The organism is Acetobacter tropicalis, assembly GCF_030644465.1.
GTDB lineage: Bacteria > Pseudomonadota > Alphaproteobacteria > Acetobacterales > Acetobacteraceae > Acetobacter > Acetobacter tropicalis.
In genome coordinates this window covers 2,258,135-2,278,480 of sequence record NZ_JAUYUW010000001.1, presented here as the reverse complement: position 1 = coordinate 2,278,480, position 20,346 = coordinate 2,258,135, and the positions used below count along the sequence as shown (strand labels likewise).

The following is a 20,346-nucleotide window of genomic DNA, read 5'->3' as shown; positions in this document are numbered from 1 at the left end:
GTTTTTCCGTTTGCTGTCTTTTTCTTCTCTGTTTATCCATACCCTTTGCACGGCCTCGGTCGGCCTGTGCCTGGCAGCGCTCCTGTCCGGCGTGGCGCTGATCATCAAGCAAGAGCAAAGAACATATGTGCTCCTGCTGCTGATTGTCCTCCCCGCCACGGCGGCTGCCGTGTTTCTGCCGTTTCTGGTGCCCAGCCCGCTCCCTTCCTTCTGGGTCTCTGCTGTGCAGGGAGCCCTCCTCAGTCCGCTTCTTGCAGTGACGCCACTTGTCCGGTTGAGAAACATTCCCTCAACATGGACGCTTACCGCGCAAGAGCTTGGCGCAAATGGCCAGATGCGCTTGCGCTTTCTGTGGCTGCCACTACTCAGGAAGCCTCTCCTGCTCAGTTTGCTTCTTGCTTGTGTTCTCGGGCTGACGGGCGCGGTCTGTCTCTTGAAGGCTTCTCTTCCCTGAGCAGCCAAGGCAGTTTATTCTAGGGAAATGACACGTTCTCCGGCTCCCGCGCCATTCTGGGAAACCACCGCTCTGCAAGACATGACCACATCACAGTGGGAATCCCTCTGTGATGGCTGTGGACGATGCTGCCTGCATAAACTCCGTGATGAAGACACGGACGAAATTCATTATACCTCTGTTGCCTGCCGCCTGCTTGATGTTTCCACGTGTCGGTGCACAGACTACGCACACCGTCACCGCAAAGTGCAGGACTGCATCACCCTCACGCCGGAGATGGTTGCAGGGCTGGACTGGCTTCCTCCTGATTGCGCTTACCGCCGCCTGTCTGAAGGACGCTCTCTGCCTGCGTGGCATCCATTACTGACCGGTAGGGCCGAAACTGTGATAGAAGCAGGAGCATCAGCAGCGGGGCGATGTGTCAGTGAACGCAAGGCTGGAAATCTGGAAGACTACGTGGTTACGTGGCCGGGAGAACCTGCTCAACCGGTTACAGGACACCAGCGCCCAGCCGTGCGCCGTGTCTCCACCCGAAAAAGCTAGTTTTCTCGGCTCTCACCGGGACGGAGCGTCGCTCTAATATGGCAGCTCCCCGTACAACTTCTCCACACACCGAAACTGTTCTGCTCGGAAACACTGCTGTCCCCATCCTCTGGCGGCCTTCCTCACGCGCACGCCGCCTCTCTGTCCGTATTGATCCCAAACGGCAGGCAGTGATTGTCAGCTATCCTCCTGCTTTTCCCAAACAGCGCGCTCTTCTGTTCTTACAGAACCAATCTCACTGGATCACCTCCCGGCTGACACTTCTGACCCAAGCCCCTCTGTTTGCGCCGAACAGCATCATTCCCATTTGCGGTATCCCTCATACCATCGTCCACCATCCTCACGCACGAGGAGGGGCGTGGTTGGAGAACACAACGCTTGTTGTGACCGGGGAGGAAGATTTTATCGGCCGACGCGTGGCGGATTTTCTGAAAAAACATGCACACACTATTTTAGGGCAGGAACTGCGCACTCTTGCACAAAGATCTGAACTTCATCCGTCCCGACTGGATATAAGAGACACTTCCAGCCGATGGGGCAGTTGCAGCAGTTCAGGACGCATCATGCTCTCCTGGCGGCTGGTCATGGCGGCGCATCCAGTGCAGCACTACCTTATTGCGCATGAACTCGCACACCTGAAACACATGAATCACAGTCCTGCTTTCTGGACTTTGGTGGACACATTAACCCCCCACCGACGACAGGCCGAAGCGTGGCTGAAACAACACGGCAACCAGTTGTTGAGCGCCCGCTGAAAACCACCCCTTGCCGCCGCGCCGCATCATGCTAAAAACCCAACTCAACAACGCCTCATGCCGGGCGGGCCCGACACACTTCCAACGGCCCCAGCCCTCTAAGCGAACTTGGCGGAATGGTAGACGCAGGAGACTTAAAATCTCCAGCCCGTAAGGGCGTGCGGGTTCGAGTCCCGCAGTTCGCACCACCATAACTCATTGTTTTTGTTCATTATTCTGGATTTCCAGAAACATAGACCCCGCAAACTCTTACACAAGGTCTTACACAGGCTTTGGCGGGGGACGATGAACAAGGCAGAAACATGCTCCAGTGCCGGGCAACAGGTTTCTATTTCAGGACACGAGTTCCATCACGATTCCGTGATACTCTTAAAAAGAATGAAATCTGCTTTTCGCTGTTCACCAGATCAAGGAAAATCGCACTGATCCGTGCTGGAACAGCATACGAACGGACACAGGCACTTTTTGCAAAGATCGAACACGCGATGGCTCATGAACCGTGGATTATATCGGATGAGGAAAAGCAGGACTATGCTGACCTTCTCAGACGCTCCATTCTTCCCCCGGAAACCAGTGGAGCTCAGGAAACAAGAGACACCCTGACAGAGTGCGTACGGTCATATCTTGACAATGATGATGCCAGGAATTTCCTAGAGGCCATAATCCGGTCATATGAGCTCGAAATTGAGTCGCTGATCTCCCAATACAAGACCATCAACGCTGAACATCTCCTGTCCCATGTCAGAGAGACAGACCGCATGACCGCGCTCACCGGATATCTCAAGGATACAGCCGAACCCGCAATGGAAAAGCTGATCCGTTCAGGTGAAATCCTAGGGTGTGTCGTCAGTTAATTCCAATGATGGCGGAGACGAATTGCACGGCTGCGAGGAAAGTTGACTTCAGCTTGTCATATCGTGTTGCAATACCCCTGAACTGTTTAAGTCTGGCGAAGAAGCGTTCGATGATGTTTCGTTTTTTATAAAGCGAGAAGAGGATTTTCCGTGGATTGCGTCGGTTTTTCTTTGACGGAATAACCGGTGTGATCCCCCGCTCTTCAAGCTTTTCGATGAGGGGATCGGCATCATAAGCCTTGTCGGCGATGAAGACCTCGGGATCGACTTCATCGAGCAATGGCTCTGCTTCTGTGATGTCGGCCCTTTGTCCGGGCGTCAGGGAAAGAGCCGCAGCCTTTCCCGCGGCATCGACAATGGCATGGATTTTCGTGGTCAGTCCGCCACGGGACCGCCCGGTGGCCTGATCCGCCCCCCTTTTTTACGGGCGCCCGCGCTATGCTGGTGAGCACGGACAATGGTGCTGTCGATCATCATGTATTCGTTGTCATGGTCAGCAGCCAGATGCCGGAAAATCCGCTCGATCACGCCGCCTTCGCACCAGCGACGCAGCCGCCGGTGCACGTTCTTCCAGTCCCCGAACCGGGCAGGCAGATCACGCCAGGGAATGCCTGCACGGTAACGATACAGCACGGCTTCGATAAACAGACGGTTATCCGCAGCCGTCCCACCGACATGACCTTCGCGACCCGGGAGAAGATCTTTTATTCGCTCCCACTGACCATCGCTCAAACCATACCGTCGCATTCACACTCTCCCCGTTCCAGAAACAGGAAGAAAACATCACAGATCAAACGGGAGTACAAGCTTCATAATCCCCCCGTTTAACTGACGACACGCCCTAGTGCCGTATCTAGTGGCGCGTCTTCCAATATAATGAATGGGTCACTGCCACCAAGTTCCAGGACTACTTTCTTGAGGTCTTGTCCGGCTCGCCCGCCGACAGACGTGCCCGCGTGCTCGCTGCCTGTGAGCGTGACACCCCGCACCCGGAAATCGTCAATCAGCATTTCAGTCTGTTCGTTACTGCAAAACAGGTTGGTATAGACGCCTTCTGGAGCACCGGCCTGAGAGAATAGCGACGCGAATGCCAGCGCGCATTGCGGGACATTCGGCGCGTGCTTCATCATCAGCACGTTCCCCGCGATGAGTTGCGGAGCTGCGACGCGGGCAACCTGATAGTACGGAAAATTCCACGGCTCGATTGCAAGAATCACTCCAATAGGAGCCGTCTTGACGACTGATCCGGGTGCATCCGACAGTTCCTCCGGTTTGAGAAACTCTTCCGAATAGTCAGCATAATAGGAGAGAATGTCGGCGGATAACCCCACCTCGAAGCGCGCTTCGTTGATAAGCTTGCCCATCTCCAAGGTTGCGAGTTGGGCAAATTCCTCAGCCCGTTCTCGCAGGATAGATGCTGCACGGGCATCCTCCTTCCATATCGTTCTGGAGCGACCTGTGATTCACAGGATGCCACACTGCTTGTCGAACCGGATGGCGGCGAGGACGCTGAACTGACTTTCACCGCCGGCGGCAGGCCGATCCGCTGCGAGGTTCAGGTGAAAGGGGCGGCGAGCGCGATTGCGCTCGCCGATGTCGCCGCATGCCTCGCCCACGCGCCGCCGCGGCGCGCCGCACCGACGCTCCTCGAGCGTGTGATCTCCGATCCTGATCGTCTAGCTCTTCTCGTGATGAGCGGCCGCGCCGATGATGCGAGCGCGGTCTATCGCGGCGCAAGCACCTGGCACGGCGAGCAGCATGCTGTTTCGCGGATCACGGCGGCCGACGTCGCAGCGCTGCTTACGGCCTTCGCTGTCGCAGACGTGGCAGGCAGCGACAGCGGCACGCTGAAAGCCAAGCGACAGGCACACAATGCCACGTTCGCCGCATCGGCCAATCCGGCAACCGTCCGCGAGGCACTCCGCCGAACCCTCATCTTCGACCAGACGGACGAGGACGGACTCGAGGCACGTTGCGCGGAGCACCTCCGCCGGGACCACGGGATCCCCAGCGACCGCACGGCGGCGGTCCTGCTCCAGCTGCGCGCCGCGATAGGCGAGGCCAAGACGCAAAAAACGGACGCCTTCCTGCTCGCTGTGCAGCGCGGTCAGACGGGCGGCTTCTTCCTCCAAAAGCGCAACAGGCGTGCCCTCGATCTCCATGAAGTCCCGTGTATGCCCCCAGGGAAAGGAGAGAGCCATCTCCGCCCATTTCCAGCCTTCGGCGCGGACCTGGTCAGCCGCCTCCTGCAACTTGTCGATAACCAAACGGTCGAGCAGGGTCGGATCCTGCAGCCAGCCGCCGTCATCGGCTTCGAACAGGTCACGCATGACGTGGCCGCCGGCCGCCAGATAAGCCTCCAGCCCGATGAAGCGCACGCGGCGATCCGATGCCCGCACGGTCTTTTCCGTCAGCATGCGACGGATCAGATAGGGCTCGCGGTTATGGCTCTGGGCAATAATCTCCCAGACCTGTTCCTGACGGGCATGGTCATCGCTGATCGAAAAGGCCATGAGCTGGTCCAGCTTCATGCCATCCCGCTCGTAGATCTCGAGCAGCTTGTCGGACACGGTCATCAGGCGCAGGCGCTGCTTGACCACCGCCGGCACGACGAAGAACACGGCAGCGATTTCTTCCTCGGCCATGCCCTTCTCTAGCATGTCGCGAAAGGCACGAAACTGGTCCAGCGGATGCAGGGCCACGCGCTGGACGTTCTCGGCCAGGGAATCATCCTCGGCGAGAATGGCCGATCCGGCCTCGCGCACGACGCAGGGCACCGAGGCCGTCTTCACCAGTTTCTTCTGCTTCACCAGCAGTTCGAGGGCGCGAAACCGGCGGCCGCCCGCCGGCACCTCGTAGGAACCTGTCGCCGTCCCATCCTCGTTCAGGACGGGGCGCGCGTTCAGGCTCTGGAGCAACCCACGACGTTCGATGTCGCGGGCGAGTTCCTCGATCGACAGGCCGGCCTTCACGCGTCGCACGTTCGACTGCGACAGCACCAACTTATTGAAAGGGATATCACGGGACACATTGAGGGCGATTTTCTGGATGGCGCTCGCCATGACGGGACACTCCGTGACAGACGGGCGGAAGCCTCTCTCCCACCCCTGAATCCGTCACGAAAACCCAACCTCCCTCTTCCTCTCTTCCGGCCCCACCAGACGCCGGATCGCATCCATGGAACCGCGTAGATACGGCTTTACGGAACACAGGTCCGTGCCGACCGATCCTCGAGTCGAGGACTACCTCGATAAATTGCGACTATTATAGTCGTGCCATCACCGATTTGTGATAGTGCCGACCACGATAGCCGTGCGTGTTCACGACTATCCCGAAGCCCTCTTCCTGCGATCCATGTCTTTGTTTCCGTGTATTTTTCTATTCACGCACGCCCAGTCCGCCATCCACAGTGCCTACAGAGCCAGGCACAAGTCCATGCAGAAAGGACGGGAAGATGGCACGCCAACGTGACACCATTGCGTAGTGGAGCGGATCTGCGGCTGGTCAGTCTGGTCCGGCTTCTGGCCCGTCAGGCCGCACGGGATTTCGTCAACGCTGAAGTGGAGGCCGTGAGGCGACGCGATCTCCAGGATTAGGGAGATGGGATTGTGAAGGTCGCGCTCTACGCCCGCTATTCGTCCGAAAACCAGCGTGATGCCTCAATCGAGGATCAGTTGCGCCTCTGCCGGCTGCACGCGGAAAAACAGGGCTGGACGATCGTCGACAGCTATACCGACCGGGCGATCTCGGGCGCCTCCCTGCTCCGCCCCGGCATACAGGAACTGATCCAGGACGCCACGCGCGGCCGCTTCACCATCGTGCTGGCCGAAGCCATGGACCGGCTGTCGCGCGACCAGGAAGATATCGCCGGCCTGTTCAAGCGGATGACCTTCTCCGGCGTGCGGATCATCACCCTGTCCGAGGGCGACGTTACTCACCTGCATATCGGCCTCAAGGGCACGATGAATGCCCTGTTCCTCAAGGATCTGGCCGAGAAGGTGCGCCGTGGCCTACGCGGACGCGTCGAGGACGGCAAGTCCGGCGGCGGCAATTCCTATGGCTATGACGTGGTGCGCCAGTTTGACGCGAAGGGTGAGCGCATCCGCGGCGACCGCACCATCAATGAGGAGGAGGCCCGCACGGTCAGACGGATCTTCACCGATTACACCCGCGGCAAGTCCTCGCGCACGATCGCCATGGAGCTGAACCGCGATGGCATTCCGGGGCCGCAGGGACGGGAATGGGGGCCGTCCACCATTCACGGCAATCGGGAACGCGGCACCGGCATCCTCAACAACGAGATGTATGTCGGGCGTCTGGTCTGGAACCGCCTGCGCTACCTCAAGGATCCGGATACCGGCAAGCGTGTCTCACGCCTCAATCCGGAATCCGAGTGGGTGATCCAGGAGGTACCGGAGCTACGGATCATCGAGCAGGATCTGTGGGATGCCGTAAAGGCGCGCCAGGCCGAGACAACCTTCAGCCAGCCGGAACGGGGAAACGAGGCACTCAGTGAGCGGCGCCGTCCGCGCCATCTCTTTGCCGGGCTGATCCGCTGCGGCTGCTGTGGCGGTGGCTACAGCATGATCTCGAAAGATCTGCTCGGCTGCTCGACGGCGCGCAACAAGGGCACCTGCGACAACCGCCTGAACATCCGTCGCGACGCGCTGGAAGCATCGGTCCTGAGCGGGCTGCGTACGCATCTGATGGAACCGGAGTTGTTCAAGGAGTTCTGCAACGAATTTACCCGCGAGGTGAATCGCATGCGCATGGAACTTGGGGCCGATCTCGCAGCGATGCGGAATGAAATTCCTCGCATCGACAGAGAGCTGGATAAGCTGCTGAATCTTATCCTTGCCTCAGATGACATTGAGGCCTCCAAGCGGGTCATGAAGAAAATGACGGTGCTCGAAGCCCGCAAGGAAGAACTGGAACAGAAGGTCGCCAATACCGAAGAGCCCTCTCCCCTGCTGCATCCGAACATGGCGGAGATCTACCAGCAGCGGGTCGCGTCTCTCTATGAGAACCTCCTGGCCGAAGAGACGAAGACCGAGGCAGCCGAGCGCCTGCGCACACTGATCTCGCAGATCACGCTCCAACCGGCCGACGGCGAACTGGCGATCATCCTGCGCGGCGACCTAGCGGCGATCCTGCAGTTCGCGGCGCACAAGAAAAACGCCACGGTCCATCCGGACAGTGGCGTTCTTGATGTGTTCGTATCGCAAGTATCGTTGGTTGCGGGGGCCTGCAACCAAAGAAAACTGCTACTTGTCAGCGGGTTCGTGGAGAGGCTCGCTGCATGACATAGTTGATTGATAAATAATCGTTTTTATCGATATTCTGTCTCGCCGCACCTTTCCCGGTCAGACCGTGTCAGTCAGCCAGTCCTCGGTTCGAAGACCCTCCACCCGCTGAAATTCCCGCAGATTGCCGGTCACAACAATCAGCCCTCTGCTCCGGGCATGCCCGGCAATCATGAGATCATACGGACCTATGATACGGCCATTCCGTTCAAGTTCGGCCCGAATGTCTGCCGTATGGGCGGCTGCTTCACTGTCGAATGGCAGGACCGCCAGCCTTGCCGCGAAGCGCTCGACTTCACGCCTTGTGCGCACGGGATCGGACGAGCGTTCTGCGCCATAAAGCAGCTCATACAGAACCACGTCCGAGATGCAGAGTTCCTCCGCACAGCTGTTGAACCTCGGACGCAGCCCTTGTGGTCGATCCCGCAATACCCGGATACAGAGGTTCGTATCCAGCAGATAACGCAGCATTCAGAGCGCCTCACGTTCCTGCATGGCCGGCTGGTTCCGCTCCCCCAGATCCACGCCGGGAGCCGCAAAGAAATCATCCCACGCTGCGTCAGCGGGGGCGATGATGCGTCGTGAACCTTCGGACACAATGACGACGTCACGCACCTGCTCCCCGAAGGCGACCATCTTCGGCAGGCGCACTGCCTGCGAGCGGTTGGATAGAAAGAGTGTCGTACGGGTCAGCATCGGCTATTTCTCCCCATGGATATATATTATGTATATCCCATTTGGACGTTGATGTCCCGTATTTTTAGGGCTCTACGCACCGAATGCATACAAGCGGGCCGGATGATACAGTAGATCTTCCGCCCGCCCCATGATGGGACCGCTCTCCTCTCTCCCTGAAAGACAAAAAGACAGCATTCATGACAGACAGGCCACGAACACGAAGTGACGCTTTCGCCCGCGCAGAAGAACGGGGTCGCCACCTGACAGCCACCATTCTGTCAGGGCCGGACATGCTGACGGGAGAGATTTTTGCCCATCGTCTTGGCCTGACTGTCTCAGACCTGCATGATCTGGAACAGGCCCATGCTGTCCTCGTTCTGCCAGAATCCTCACCACGAGAAGCGCGCTATCCGGCCTGGCAGATCGACGCGACGGGACAGCCCTTCCCTGTCCCGCCCGCACTTTTCGATATGCTGGGCGACAGCGGATGGACCATTTACCGCTTCCTGATGCAATCTCATCCTGAACTTGCGGGTCAGACAGCCCTGGAAGCGCTTCGCGATGGCAGGGTGCACTGGTCGTCAGGCTTGCCCACAGCATTGCGGAAGGAACCTTAGCCTGCCCCCCCTTGCCGGTCGGACCTCTTCACTTTCACCACTCCCACACCCTGGGGGCCCGCAACGTGAAGCATACTGGCGCTACTGCCCTCGTCACTCTTAATGCCTTGAGGCTGCTACGGATTCGCAACCATGACCTTGACGAGTAAGATAGCTCTGACGCCAGCTTCCTGACTCGTATATGACGGAGTGGTAAAGCCGAAATTCAGATGTACCCTCTTTCTCTTACGGATTTTCTGCTGAAATATTATTTAGAATCCATGTGTGAATATCTGCACTGTTCGGCTTCCATCCCCATGCCCGCGAGTAGAGGCTGCGCACCCGACTGTTAGACGCCAGGGAATACAGAGCCCTCTGACGCCCCCAGCGTTTTATGGCGGCCTCAACCGTCATGGAGGTTGCCTCACCAAGCCTCAATGCATTGGCAATAGACTGCGCCATATCCCGAAAGGATGCCTCTCCACTCTCAACAAATACAAATGTTGCCGGCGGAGCCTGTTCAAGCGCTAGGAAATACAGGTCCACGACATCTGCTATATGGACTGTCGACCAGCGGTTAAGACCTTTGCCAATATAGCGGGCGCAGCCATTCTCCCGCGCGTAGTCTACCAGAAGGGGAAGCTGGACACTATGAGCCGTCGGCCCCAGAGCCTTTCCATAGATCAGTGAATTACACAGAATGATTGACCGTATTCCAGGTGTTGTCAGGATCGCGTGATCGAGAGCAACTCGCGGAGCTTTTTCTGCCACAGGCAGCGGCATATGGCGCTCGTCGAAAATAGCCTCGCTCGCTTCACCTTCAGCATGATCAGCGACCAGACTGCTGCCACTCGTATGCAAGAAGGCTTTACCGGAACCTGAAAGCGCCGCGAGAAAGGTATCAACTGCATCCCGCTCATCACTGCTTGCCGCATTAACGACCACATCTGCTCTTTGGGCTTCTTCTATGAGAAGATCACGATCCGCCAACGTTCCTTGAACAGGCACCATGCCCAACGCTGCACAGGCCGCCGCTTTCTCGGCGGAGCGAACCAGCCCTCGTACGTCGTGTCCCCTGCGAACAGCTTCAGCAGCAAAGGAGCCGCCAATATAACCACTGGCCCCCGTAACAAACAGCCTCATCTTACCTCTTCCCATAAAAAATAGCAGTCAGCAACGTCACTCTTATTGATCACGGATCCGTCCCTGATTGTTCTTTGTGGGTGACCGACTTCAGAGAGCGGCCTGATACTGGATCAATCTGTCGGAACGTGAGGCTTATTCTGGCCCCTGTCACCGCACTTGTTCTGGGGACAGCATGTTGCCAGTACCTCTGCGTCATGCCACTCATGATAAGCAAGCTGCCATGCTCAAGAATAATGTCACACCTGCTGCGATGATCGTCCCACCGTCTCAACGAAAACTTTCTCTCTGCACCGAGGCTGATCAAAGCAATCGTTGGTTCAGTTCCCAGTCCCTCTTCGTTATCGCTATGCCAGCCTATGCTGTCTGCGCCGTTCCGATAGAGATTGGCCAGCATAGAGTTAAAGGGAGCTTTCGCCAGCTCTGAAACACGTTGCCGGAGCTGCTTGAGCACAGGGCTCCAAGGCTCTGGGTGAAGATTATGCGCCAGCGTGGTATATGTATGAACGATATCCCCATGCCAGCCACTCAAACGAGGCTGATCTATTACAGTATCATGAATCCGGACTTTGTGCTGCTCCCAGACCAGCTCTGAACTCAGTCTCTTCATCAACAGATCGGGAGACAGTCCAAGAGATGGACGAGGATCATAGACGACCGTTCCTCCATTCAATTTGAGATGTCTTATTTCGCCGAATAGATCCACATAGCCTCCAGATCAGCCTTTTTGTAAGACTGCAATCGCTCTTCTACCCTCTCATAATCAGCCAACGGCCCACACGCTCCATACGGCAACTGCCTGTTCCTTTGAAAAAGAAACAGGCAGCACGACCCGATCTAAAATGCGTTTGGGCTCAACCTTGCGGGTAGCCAGACGGTATCAGATAACGTCTGGCACCTCAGAACTGGCCAAGACTATAGCGTTCAAGCCAACGGGCATAAGGAGCAGGCAAAACCCAGGCGGGTCGATCCGCGCGCAAGGCCTTTGCGGCTGCGTAGGGCCAGTGCGGATTAGCAAGAAGGGCGCGCCCAACTGAGACAAGATCCAACCTGTGTTCCGCAGCGGCCTGCTCTGCCACAGCAGGCACTTCAAACCCCCATGCTGACGTCACCGGAAGACCCACTTCTTCACGGACACGCCCAGCAATAGGCGCCATGAAGCCGGGGCCCCACGGAATATTCACTTCAGGAATGGTGAACCCAATACTCACGCTGAGCAGATCCAGTCCTTCGGTCTTGAAGCGCTTCACCAGTTCCATGGACTCAGCAAAAGTCTGTTCGTCACGACCATCGAACTCAATAACTCCGAAGCGGACCGTCAAAGGCAAATGTTCCGGCCACACTTTTCTGACTGCCGCGAGAGTTTCGACCAGAAAACGACTGCGGTTTTCCAAGCTTCCACCATAGGCGTCGGTTCGCTGATTGCTATGCTCAGAAAAGAAACTCTGCGCCAGATAACCATGAGCAAAATGGAGTTCAATCCACTCGAAGCCAGCCTCAAGAGCACGTCGCGCCGCATCAACAAAATTCTGCTGCACACGCTTTATATCTTCAAGAGTCATGGCTTTAGGCGTCCGGGGCAGATGCTTACCAAAAGCGATGGCGGAAGGCGCGATCGTCTGCCAGGCACGGGGGTCATTTTCAGGAATATGGTCATCTCCCTCCCATGGACGGTTGGCATTCGCCTTACGTCCGGCATGCGCAATCTGAATACCAGGAACGGCGCCAGCGTCCTTGATGGCCTTGACAACAGGAACAAAAGCCTGTGCCTGCTCATCATTCCACAGACCGGCACACTTTGGGGTAATGCGACCTTCCGGAGCGACGGCTGTCGCTTCGACAACGACCAGACCAGCCCCACCCCGAGCCAAGGCACCATAGTGAATATGGTGCCAGTCATTCACGACCCCATCCGTGGCCATATACTGGCACATCGGGGGAATGGCGATACGATTACGCAGTGCAATGTCCTTGAGGGTAAACGGCTTGAACAGAGAGGGAGAGGCCATGATTAACTCCACTTTTTATAGCAAAACTGAATGCCCGGTATCCCATCGACAGATTGAAGTCGCTTTGAGGAATATATCTATCCGGCATCATTCATCTTGCTGGTTCAGAATAATACGTGTTTCTTCTACCCCTTGTCATGCTTGCGATAAATGGGACAATTATCCGAACATAACGGAACAAAGCGCAATCATACCATGACACATTTTGGAGCCCTGGAAGCCTTCGTGCAAGCGGCAGAAACAAGCAGTTTCAAGGAAGCCGGTCGACGGATTGGCCTCTCCTCATCAGCGATTGGCCGAACAATAGCCAAGCTCGAGCAGGAACTAGGTGCTCGTCTTTTTCACCGTTCCACACGCGCCATCAGTTTGACGGCTGAAGGAGAAAAATTTCTCTTTCATTGCTATCGCATTTTTGCAGAGTTTGATGCAGCCAGAGAAGAATTAAGCGCAGTCACCGCAGAACCCAAAGGACGATTACGCATCGGTTTCCCTAATCTGGGTACTGAATTGATGCCACATATTGTTGCTTTTCAGAAACGCTACCCAGAAATCGAACTGGATCTCGATTTCAGTGACCGGTTGGTCAATCTGGTAGAGGAAGGGTTTGATGCTGTCATGCGGATTGGTTCTGTTGATGATTCGCGTCTCATGATGCGCAGACTTAGCGGATTTCATCATAGACTTGTCGCAGCACCAGACTACGCTTCCCTCCGGGGCCTGCCAGTCAGCCCTGATGATCTCCAGACACATCTCTGCCTGAGATATCGTTATCCCAGCAGCGGAAAACTGGCCCCATGGCCATTTCTGACTAATGGTGAACTAATCAGTCCGGACCTGCCCACATCTTCGGTTTCCAACAATATAAACTCATTGCTAAGTATGGTAGAAAACGGACTTGGTATCGCCCTGCTTCCAGACTTCATGGTGCATGAAAAGATAAAGGCAAAGCAGCTCATCCCCGTTCTGGACGAATATATTCATGACAGAAGAGACGTCGGCATCCTGTGGCCGTCCAATAGACAGTCATTACCCAAAATCCGAGCTTTTGTTGACTTTATGGCGGGTCGCCTTGGGTCAGCATAATCCTATGCCTGAATGTGATGCTCAAGATACTCGACTAATTCAAGATGCTACGTTTTTCAACTTAATTCACTCTGCGAACCACAACAGACAATTTAAACAGGCCGAAAATACCCAGATCATGTCCCATGGATGCGCCCAATTTGCAGTCCGGAGCCCTCGTGTAGCGGCTACGAGCCATTATAGGCCCAAGGCACACTGAGTATTGCTCCTCCTCAAGAGACTGGTGCACCAGCAGAGAATATGCCGGTGCACATTCTTCTAATACGTCAAACGTGCAAATAGATCACGCCATAAAGACACATTCTGAAATTCCAGGAGCGAGCGTAACTTTACTAAACGACATATCCCCTCTGAAGAAGCGCGGATCGAATAAATTCAAGCTGGTATCTGACGCGTTGTTCATGCTCTTTCGCTGAAAGAGATCGGAATATTTCGGTATAAACAGCGCCGAAAAACATACAGTCGAGAATAGTTCTGGCATCATTTCGGACTTTATCCCCCGAAATATCGGGCTCGGCAGCTTGTTTTATGATATCAGAAACTGTTTTGAGGACAAATCCCTCAAATTTCTTTTCAAAATCCCAACCGTCAATCCCCTCACAAATTTTAATACATAGCCCATCATCTTTTGGAAGAGCGTGATCACGGTTATGCTTATAAATAAACAGAAATATCGTGGCTATTTTTTCAAAAAGATCTTTTTTTGTGTCAATCTCTTTTTTTATTTTTTTGGCGAAGGAAGAAAAAACCTGATCACCAACGGCATCTATAATTTCATTTTTTCCTTTGAAAAAATTATAAATGTGTGCGGGTGACATACCTGCCGCTTCCGCAATATCGGACATGGTTGTCTTTGACTGCCCGTAACGCTCAAACAATAAGCGTGCCTGCTCAACAATCTGCGTCCTAACAGCTTCATCACGCTCATTTTTGTTCTTCAACATCAAGGATGGTCCCATCGTTAGCTCAATCACCAGCCATTTAGATTATTAAAATCCATTTGCAAGCACAGATTACATCAATTTCAATATCCAATGGCAGAGTTGATGATCAGACATTCGTAATTTGATCCCAACGCGCCCTCAAGAAAAACAAGACTTGGACTCACAACATTTTATCCGCTCCAAGCCTCTTCGCATGATGAAGCCAAACATTCTGAACCCCATAGAAATGTCGGCACAGCAAGCCATCCTATAATGCTGTCTGTCAGACAAGCTTATAGAATATGCTCACCGATACGGAATGGGCGCTTTGGCGTCTCATTCTCCCAGCCACCCCCTAATACCTTATAGAGCGTAACAGCGTTTGAACGCTGACCGAGATGGATAGAAATCCCTTCCGTCACGGCGTTGAGATAAGTTCTCTGGGCAACAAGTGTTTGCAGATAACTGTCTGACCCCATTTCAAAACGCGCACGAGAAAGCCGGTATTGCCGCTGTGAAGCCGAAACAAAACAATCCTGCGCCGTCGTTTCCCGAACATAAGTCTCTCTGGCAGCAAGCGCGTCTGCTACTTCTCTAAAACCTGTCTGGATTGATTTTTCGTAGCGGGCAATCTCCATACGCTTGTTTGCTTTCGATTGTTTGAGTTGGGCCGTCAATCGACCTTCGTCAAAAATCGGAAGTGTGATCTGCGGGGCGACATCCCATGCCCCCATTCCGGATCGGAAAAGGCGTTTGATGCCACTACTTGCTGTACCATTTGACGCAGTAATCTGGATCTTCGGAAAGAACTCAGCCCGAGCCTCCCCAATATCGTCATTTGCGGCCAGAAGCGTATGCTCTGCGGCAAGAATATCCGGACGCCTACCGATGAGATCAGACGGGAGACCTTCTGGAACATCCGGAAAGTCCACTATGTCAGCAAGAGCTTTCTTTCCTTCCAGTGCATTTTTCTGAGCGTCCGTCAGAGGCCTTCCTACCAGAAGTTCCAGCTGATTGAGGGCCTGAGCCCGCTGACGGTCATAGATCTCCAGTTGCTTTTCAGCTTCACGCAGCGCCTCCTCTGCCTCCGCCACATCAAGGTCGCTCGACGAACCGCTTTTACGCGCTTCAAGGACGAGATCGTAACTTTTCTGCCAGCTTTTCAGAATATCTGATGTGAGTTGATATCCTTCATTGTTGGCCACCCAGTTAAGAACTGTCGTAGCGACGCTTGCTTTGAGCGTAATATTCACGCTCTCACGCGTATAGACGTCACTCATGTAATGATCAAATGCCGACCGGGAAGCACTCCTGATGCGCCCCCATAGATCAATCTCATAAGAGGAAACGCCGAAACCGACACCATACTGCCTTTGGTAAATAGACCCCTGAGAAGCTGGTGTATGGGGAAACCGCATGGTTCGAGCAGCATATTTCTGGATATTTCCTGATGCATTCCCCGTCAATGACGGAAACAGACTCGCATTTTCAATATCAAACTGCGCACCAGCTGTTTCGATCTGCTGAATGGCAACACGATAGTCACGGTTGTTCTCCAGCGCTTCTGCAATAAGAGATTGAAGAAGTGGATCACGATAAAAGTCGCGCCATGCAGCATCGGATTTCACGGCATCTGACGAGACGCCTTTGGTATTACGATAGGCAGACCCATTCGGCCAAGTCTTGCCAACCGGGCTGGCTGGCCGTTCGTAATGCGGAATCATGGTACATCCTCCAAGAAGCAGGAAGACCAGTGATGAAAAGGAAAGCTGCCTCGACATCAGTGCGCCCCCCCTTCTTCCGCTGTGCTGACGGGAGGCTTATCTGGAGCATTGCGCTGAACCCGGAACAGGGTCAGAACCGAAACAAAGAATTTAGGCACGAACAACACAGCCAGCACTGTCGCACCAGTCATACCACCGACAACCGCTGTGCCGATGGCAATATGCGCAGCCGAACCTGCCCCTGTGGCGAGTGCCAGCGGCAGAGTACCAACAATGAAGGCAAAAGATGTCATCAGGATGGGACGCAGACGTTCTTTTGCCGCGATCAAAGCTGCATCAGCCAATGTTGCACCCGCATCATAGTGCATCTTCGCGAACTCCACGATAAGAATTGCATTTTTGGTGGCCAGACCGACTGTTGTAAGCAGGCCGACTTGGAAATAGATATCGTTTGCCAGACCGCGCAGGAAAGTAGCGAGTGCAGCACCAAGAATTCCGAGTGGAATCACGAGCATGACAGCGACAGGAATTGACCAGCTCTCATAAAGTCCTGCCAGACAGAGGATAACGACAATCAATGAAACAGCATAAAGTTTCCCGGATTGCCCTGCACTCTGCTGCTGTTCATAGGAGATAGAAGACCACTCGTGCGATAGCCCTACCGGCAGCTTTGCCGCATAATCTTCCATGATCTTCATTGCCTCGCTACTGCTTATGCCTGCCGCTGGCGCACCCAGAATTTCGAAAGCGGGAACACCATTGTAGACATCCTGCTTCTGAGCCCCAATTTCCCACTTTGGATCGGTAAAAGCAGTGAGCGGCACCATCTGGCCCTGTGTATTGCGTACAAACCATTTCTCTAGGTCGCGGGGCTGCAACCTCGAATCCATCTCCCCCTGAAGAAAGACTTTTTTGGCACGGCCACTCATATTGAATTGGTTGATATAGGCAGAACCGAAGGCGCTCCCGATCGTATCATTGATATCGCTATTGGAAACCGAATAAGCATTGGCGCGCTCCCTCAGAACGTTCAAATGCCATTGTGGTGCGTCATCCAGTCCATTCAGACGGACAGCAACAAGCCTCGGATCTTTCCGCGCCATGGCAATGAGCTGGTCCTTGGCCTGAGAAAACTGCTCGTAGGGAATTCCCCCTGGATTGGTCAGCTCAAAATCAAAACCACTGGCATTGCCGAGTTCAATGACGGGTGGAGGAAGAAACGCAACAACCTGGGCTACCCCATACGTCGCAAAATGCCCGTTAATATCAGACGCTATGTCCTGCGCTGTACGAACGGCACCCGTACGCTCATCAATATGCTTGAGCTTGACTGCGATAAAACCTGCACTTTGACTGCGTCCGCCAAAATGGAAGCCAAACACCGTCAGGACATTTTCTACAGCACCTTTATCGTGTGCCTGGACATATTCACGAATATCTTTCTGCACACGTTCCGTGACATGCGCCGAACTGTTGAGCGGCGATTGAACCTGCACGAAGACGACTTCCTGATCTTCATCAGGCAAGAAACCTTCAGAAAGCTTAAAAAAGCATAGCACAGCGGCAACGCTCAGAAACAAATACCCCCCCCATGCAAGCGGTGTCGCATTCAGACGCACCACGATACGACCATAATACTCAAGCAACGCGTCGAATGACCGGTTAAACCAGCCGAATGGACCCTTCGTCGCCTGACCGTGGGATGGACGCAAAATAGTGGCACACAACGCCGGCGTGAACGTAATGGCGGTAATGACCGAAAGCGTCATGGCCGCAATGATGGTGATGGAGAACTGGCGGTAAATGATGCCTGCAGAGCCACCGAAGAACGCCATGGGCAGGAAAACCACTGACAGCACCATTGTGATGCCAAACAGCGCACCTGTAATTTCCTTCATTGATCGGCTTGTCGCGTCGGCGGGTGAAAGATTTTCTTCCGCCATCAGACGTTCGACGTTCTCAACCACAACGATTGCGTCGTCCACCAGCAGACCAATTGCCAGTACCAGCGCCAGCATTGTCAGGGTGTTGAGCATGAAGCCCGACGCCTGAATTACGGCGAAAGTTCCAAGCAACACGACGGGCACGGCAATGGTGGGAATCAGAGTGGCACGAAAATTCTGCAGGAACACATACATCACCACGACCACAAGACCGATCGCAATAACCAGTGTCTCTACAACCTCGTGCATGGACTCCATGACGAACGGCGCTGTGTCATAAGCATAAACAACGTGCACGCCTGCGGGAAAGGACGACGCAGCACGATCAAACAGCGCCTTTACGGTGGAGACTGTCTGAATCTGGTTGGCACCAGGCGCGAGATTGAGGGCAAGACCGGCAGCAGGGTGCCCATCTACGAGACCCTTTGGCTGGAAACTTTGTGCCCCTAGTTCCACACGCGCAACATCACGCAGACGAACCTGTGTGCCGTCCGGGTTGACCTTCAAAAGGATATTCTGGAAATCCTCCGGTGTGGTCAAACGCTGCGGCCCCAAAATGACGGCGTCAAGCACCTGTTCATCCGGGCTTGGCAGCGCGCCAATCTCACCGGATGAAACCTGAAAGTTCTGATTTGTAACCGCGTTGCGAACATCCGTTACAGTCATCCCGTAGCTGGTCAGTTTCTCCGGTTTGACCCATATGCGCATTGCATATTCTGAACCGAAGAAGGTGTAGTCACCAATACCCGTGACCCGCGTAACCGGTTCCTGAAGATGGTTAGCGACAAAATCCCCCAGAGCATAGGAATCGAGCCGGTTATCCTCACTTACCAACATGGCGATCAGAGTAAAACTCTTGGTTGCCTTGGTAATTTTCACGCCCTGGGCAACCACATCTGGCGGCAGGAGTGCCTGCGCCACTGTCATGCGGTTTTGCACCTGCACCTGGGCGATATTTGGATCCGTGCCCTGAATAAAGGTCAGCACCACCTGCGCTGTGCCATCCTGCTGCGCAGACGATGAGATATATTCCAGCCCATCAAGACCATACATCTGCTCTTCAATGGGCTGCACAACAGTTTTCAACACTGTTTCAGCGGAGGCACCTGGATAAGTAACACTGACGGTAACTGGTGGAGGTGCGATACTGGGATATTGGCCAATAGGTAGGGTCATGAGCGCAATAACGCCCAGAAGCGAGATTAGAAGAGCAACGACCCAGGCAAAAATTGGCCTTCGGATAAAGAAATCTGACATCACATAAAACTCCGCAACTGTCCGTCAGGCCGGTTCGTTAAGAAGATGTATCGAATCGCCGGGCTGCAAGGTTTGGAGTTTTTCAGTAATGATACGATCACCGTCAGAAACACCATCAGTAATCACCCATGAATTACCGCTATCCTGAATAATTTTTACTTTCCTTAGGACAGCCTTACCGTCAGATCCGGCAATCAGGACATAAGGGTCGGCGTGCAGGTCTCGCAGCACAACGTTCTGTGGGACAAGAAAAGCTTTTCGCCGACCATAATGCAGAGTTGCATGCACAAACATGCCCGGAAGCAACATTGCATCCGGATTCTGGAATGTTGTTCGCAGCGTGGTCATTCCGGTTCCCGGATCGACCATTACTTCGAGAAGATCAATTCGGCCTGGTGACGTATAAGGGCGTCCCGTATCGAGGACGACATCGACCTGGCCAGCCCCAGTCGAAGTATGGTCACGCTTCTCATTCATCAGGGATTCGCGCAGGCGCGACACCGCCTCACCTGTAACGGTCAGATCGACATAAATCGGGTCCAACTGCGTGACCGTCGCCAGAGGTGTGGTCTGATTTGCCGTCACCAATGCGCCTTCCGTAACGAGCGTGCGGCTGATACGCCCGGAAATTGGGGAATAAACACGCGAATAATCAAGATTAACCTGAGCGGACATGATCTCCGCTTTCGCGCTCGCAATATCCGCCGCTGCCTGAGCCGCAGAGGAGACGGCATCGTCATAGTCCTGATGACTGACGGCGTTAATCCCGGACAAATGGGTGAACCGTGCTTTTCGTGCGTCTGCTGCAACGCGTTCCGCCTCTCCATGAGCCAGATCAGCCTTTGCCTGCGCTAGGGCAGCTTCATAGGGAACCGGATAAATTTGATAGAGCTGCTGGCCCGTCTTGACATCAGTCCCCTCAACAAACAGGCGCTTTTCAAGAACACCGCTGACCTGCGGCCGGATTTCGGCCTGTCGATAAGCTGCGGCGCGTCCGGGAACATATCCTGTCAGATCTACGGACTGCTCGTGTGCCCGCATGACATGAACATCCGTCACTGCAGGAGCATTCGCGTCCGCG

At 54.6% G+C, this 20,346-nt stretch carries 19 protein-coding genes, 1 tRNA gene and 1 pseudogene; 9 read left to right on the top strand and 12 right to left on the bottom strand.

Annotation, left to right across the window (positions count from 1 at the left end; translation table 11 throughout):
• The first annotated feature begins 10 nt into the window (after positions 1-10).
• The 5 genes from QWU00_RS10325 (at position 11) to QWU00_RS10305 (ending at position 2,606) form a co-directional block, all read left to right on the top strand.
• Positions 11-454 (top strand): hypothetical protein, encoded by a 444-nt coding sequence (locus tag QWU00_RS10325; RefSeq protein ID WP_052051581.1) that lies wholly within the window; start codon positions 11-13, stop codon positions 452-454.
• A 27-nt stretch (positions 455-481) separates the two neighbouring features.
• The gene (locus QWU00_RS10320) at positions 482-997 is read left to right on the top strand and encodes a YcgN family cysteine cluster protein (RefSeq protein WP_035382476.1); all 516 of its coding nucleotides are present in this window, start codon (positions 482-484) and stop codon (positions 995-997) included.
• A gap of 38 nt (positions 998-1,035) precedes the next feature.
• Positions 1,036-1,752: a M48 family metallopeptidase gene (locus tag QWU00_RS10315; RefSeq protein WP_035382477.1), complete on the top strand. Its 717-nt coding sequence runs from the start codon at positions 1,036-1,038 to the stop codon at positions 1,750-1,752.
• 102 nt (positions 1,753-1,854) lie between these two features.
• Positions 1,855-1,940, top strand: a tRNA-Leu gene (locus QWU00_RS10310).
• A 114-nt stretch (positions 1,941-2,054) separates the two neighbouring features.
• Entirely contained in the window at positions 2,055-2,606 is a 552-nt protein-coding gene (locus QWU00_RS10305) for a DUF6538 domain-containing protein (RefSeq protein ID WP_035382478.1), read from the top strand.
• Here the strand turns inward: QWU00_RS10305 and QWU00_RS10300 are convergent.
• The 3 genes and pseudogenes from QWU00_RS10300 to QWU00_RS10290 all read right to left on the bottom strand — a co-directional run.
• A protein-coding gene (locus QWU00_RS10300; RefSeq protein WP_304651038.1) for an IS5 family transposase occupies positions 2,599-3,353 on the bottom strand; the annotation gives its coding sequence in 2 pieces (ribosomal slippage) (positions 2,599-3,014 and positions 3,014-3,353; 756 coding nt in all). The genes QWU00_RS10305 and QWU00_RS10300 overlap by 8 nt on opposite strands.
• Before the next feature lie 77 nt (positions 3,354-3,430).
• Positions 3,431-4,018, bottom strand: a complete 588-nt coding sequence (locus QWU00_RS10295; protein WP_269320093.1) for an aldehyde dehydrogenase family protein — start codon at positions 4,016-4,018, stop codon at positions 3,431-3,433.
• A gap of 666 nt (positions 4,019-4,684) precedes the next feature.
• Positions 4,685-5,668 (bottom strand): annotated as a pseudogene (locus QWU00_RS10290) (ParB/RepB/Spo0J family partition protein); the annotation flags it as partial.
• A 405-nt stretch (positions 5,669-6,073) separates the two neighbouring features.
• Here QWU00_RS10290 and QWU00_RS10285 point away from each other — a divergent pair.
• Both QWU00_RS10285 and QWU00_RS10280 read left to right on the top strand, forming a co-directional pair.
• Positions 6,074-6,202: a hypothetical protein gene (locus QWU00_RS10285; protein ID WP_262411456.1), complete on the top strand. Its 129-nt coding sequence runs from the start codon at positions 6,074-6,076 to the stop codon at positions 6,200-6,202.
• A gap of 12 nt (positions 6,203-6,214) precedes the next feature.
• A complete protein-coding gene (locus QWU00_RS10280; RefSeq protein ID WP_052051563.1) occupies positions 6,215-7,909 on the top strand; it encodes a recombinase family protein in 1,695 nt (564 codons plus the stop codon).
• Between the two features lie 60 nt (positions 7,910-7,969).
• Here QWU00_RS10280 and vapC read toward each other — a convergent pair whose 3' ends face one another.
• The gene (gene vapC / locus QWU00_RS10275) at positions 7,970-8,380 is read right to left on the bottom strand and encodes a type II toxin-antitoxin system tRNA(fMet)-specific endonuclease VapC (RefSeq protein WP_014106242.1); all 411 of its coding nucleotides are present in this window, start codon (positions 8,378-8,380) and stop codon (positions 7,970-7,972) included.
• Entirely contained in the window at positions 8,381-8,605 is a 225-nt protein-coding gene (gene vapB / locus QWU00_RS10270) for a type II toxin-antitoxin system VapB family antitoxin (protein ID WP_010511771.1), read from the bottom strand.
• Positions 8,606-8,784: 179 nt separating this feature from the next.
• On the opposite strand from vapB, the gene QWU00_RS10265 reads away from it, so the two are divergent.
• Positions 8,785-9,204, top strand: coding sequence for a hypothetical protein (locus QWU00_RS10265; protein WP_052051562.1), 420 nt, complete (start codon positions 8,785-8,787; stop codon positions 9,202-9,204).
• Positions 9,205-9,429: 225 nt separating this feature from the next.
• Here the strand turns inward: QWU00_RS10265 and QWU00_RS10260 are convergent, their stop codons facing one another.
• The 3 genes from QWU00_RS10260 to QWU00_RS10250 form a co-directional block, all read right to left on the bottom strand.
• Positions 9,430-10,326 (bottom strand): NAD-dependent epimerase/dehydratase family protein, encoded by an 897-nt coding sequence (locus QWU00_RS10260; protein WP_014106240.1) that lies wholly within the window; start codon positions 10,324-10,326, stop codon positions 9,430-9,432.
• Between the two features lie 49 nt (positions 10,327-10,375).
• Positions 10,376-11,032, bottom strand: a complete 657-nt coding sequence (locus tag QWU00_RS10255; protein WP_052051561.1) for an alpha-ketoglutarate-dependent dioxygenase AlkB family protein — start codon at positions 11,030-11,032, stop codon at positions 10,376-10,378.
• Positions 11,033-11,225: 193 nt separating this feature from the next.
• The gene (locus QWU00_RS10250) at positions 11,226-12,335 is read right to left on the bottom strand and encodes an NADH:flavin oxidoreductase/NADH oxidase (RefSeq protein ID WP_014106238.1); all 1,110 of its coding nucleotides are present in this window, start codon (positions 12,333-12,335) and stop codon (positions 11,226-11,228) included.
• A gap of 150 nt (positions 12,336-12,485) precedes the next feature.
• On the opposite strand from QWU00_RS10250, the gene QWU00_RS10245 reads away from it, so the two are divergent.
• Positions 12,486-13,418, top strand: coding sequence for a LysR family transcriptional regulator (locus tag QWU00_RS10245; protein ID WP_237592341.1), 933 nt, complete (start codon positions 12,486-12,488; stop codon positions 13,416-13,418).
• 332 nt (positions 13,419-13,750) lie between these two features.
• Here QWU00_RS10245 and QWU00_RS10240 read toward each other — a convergent pair whose 3' ends face one another.
• The 4 genes from QWU00_RS10240 to QWU00_RS10225 form a co-directional block, all read right to left on the bottom strand.
• On the bottom strand, positions 13,751-14,362 hold the full coding sequence (locus QWU00_RS10240; RefSeq protein ID WP_048851167.1) for a TetR/AcrR family transcriptional regulator: 612 nt from the start codon (positions 14,360-14,362) through the stop codon (positions 13,751-13,753).
• Between the two features lie 272 nt (positions 14,363-14,634).
• A complete protein-coding gene (locus QWU00_RS10235) occupies positions 14,635-16,122 on the bottom strand; it encodes an efflux transporter outer membrane subunit (protein WP_035352878.1) in 1,488 nt (495 codons plus the stop codon).
• Complete coding sequence (locus tag QWU00_RS10230; RefSeq protein ID WP_035352875.1) at positions 16,122-19,265, bottom strand: efflux RND transporter permease subunit; 3,144 nt, start codon at positions 19,263-19,265, stop codon at positions 16,122-16,124. The genes QWU00_RS10235 and QWU00_RS10230 overlap by 1 nt, the downstream gene beginning before the upstream one ends.
• 24 nt (positions 19,266-19,289) lie before the next feature.
• Positions 19,290-20,306 (bottom strand): efflux RND transporter periplasmic adaptor subunit, encoded by a 1,017-nt coding sequence (locus tag QWU00_RS10225; RefSeq protein WP_050856126.1) that lies wholly within the window; start codon positions 20,304-20,306, stop codon positions 19,290-19,292.
• Positions 20,307-20,346 lie beyond the last annotated feature (40 nt).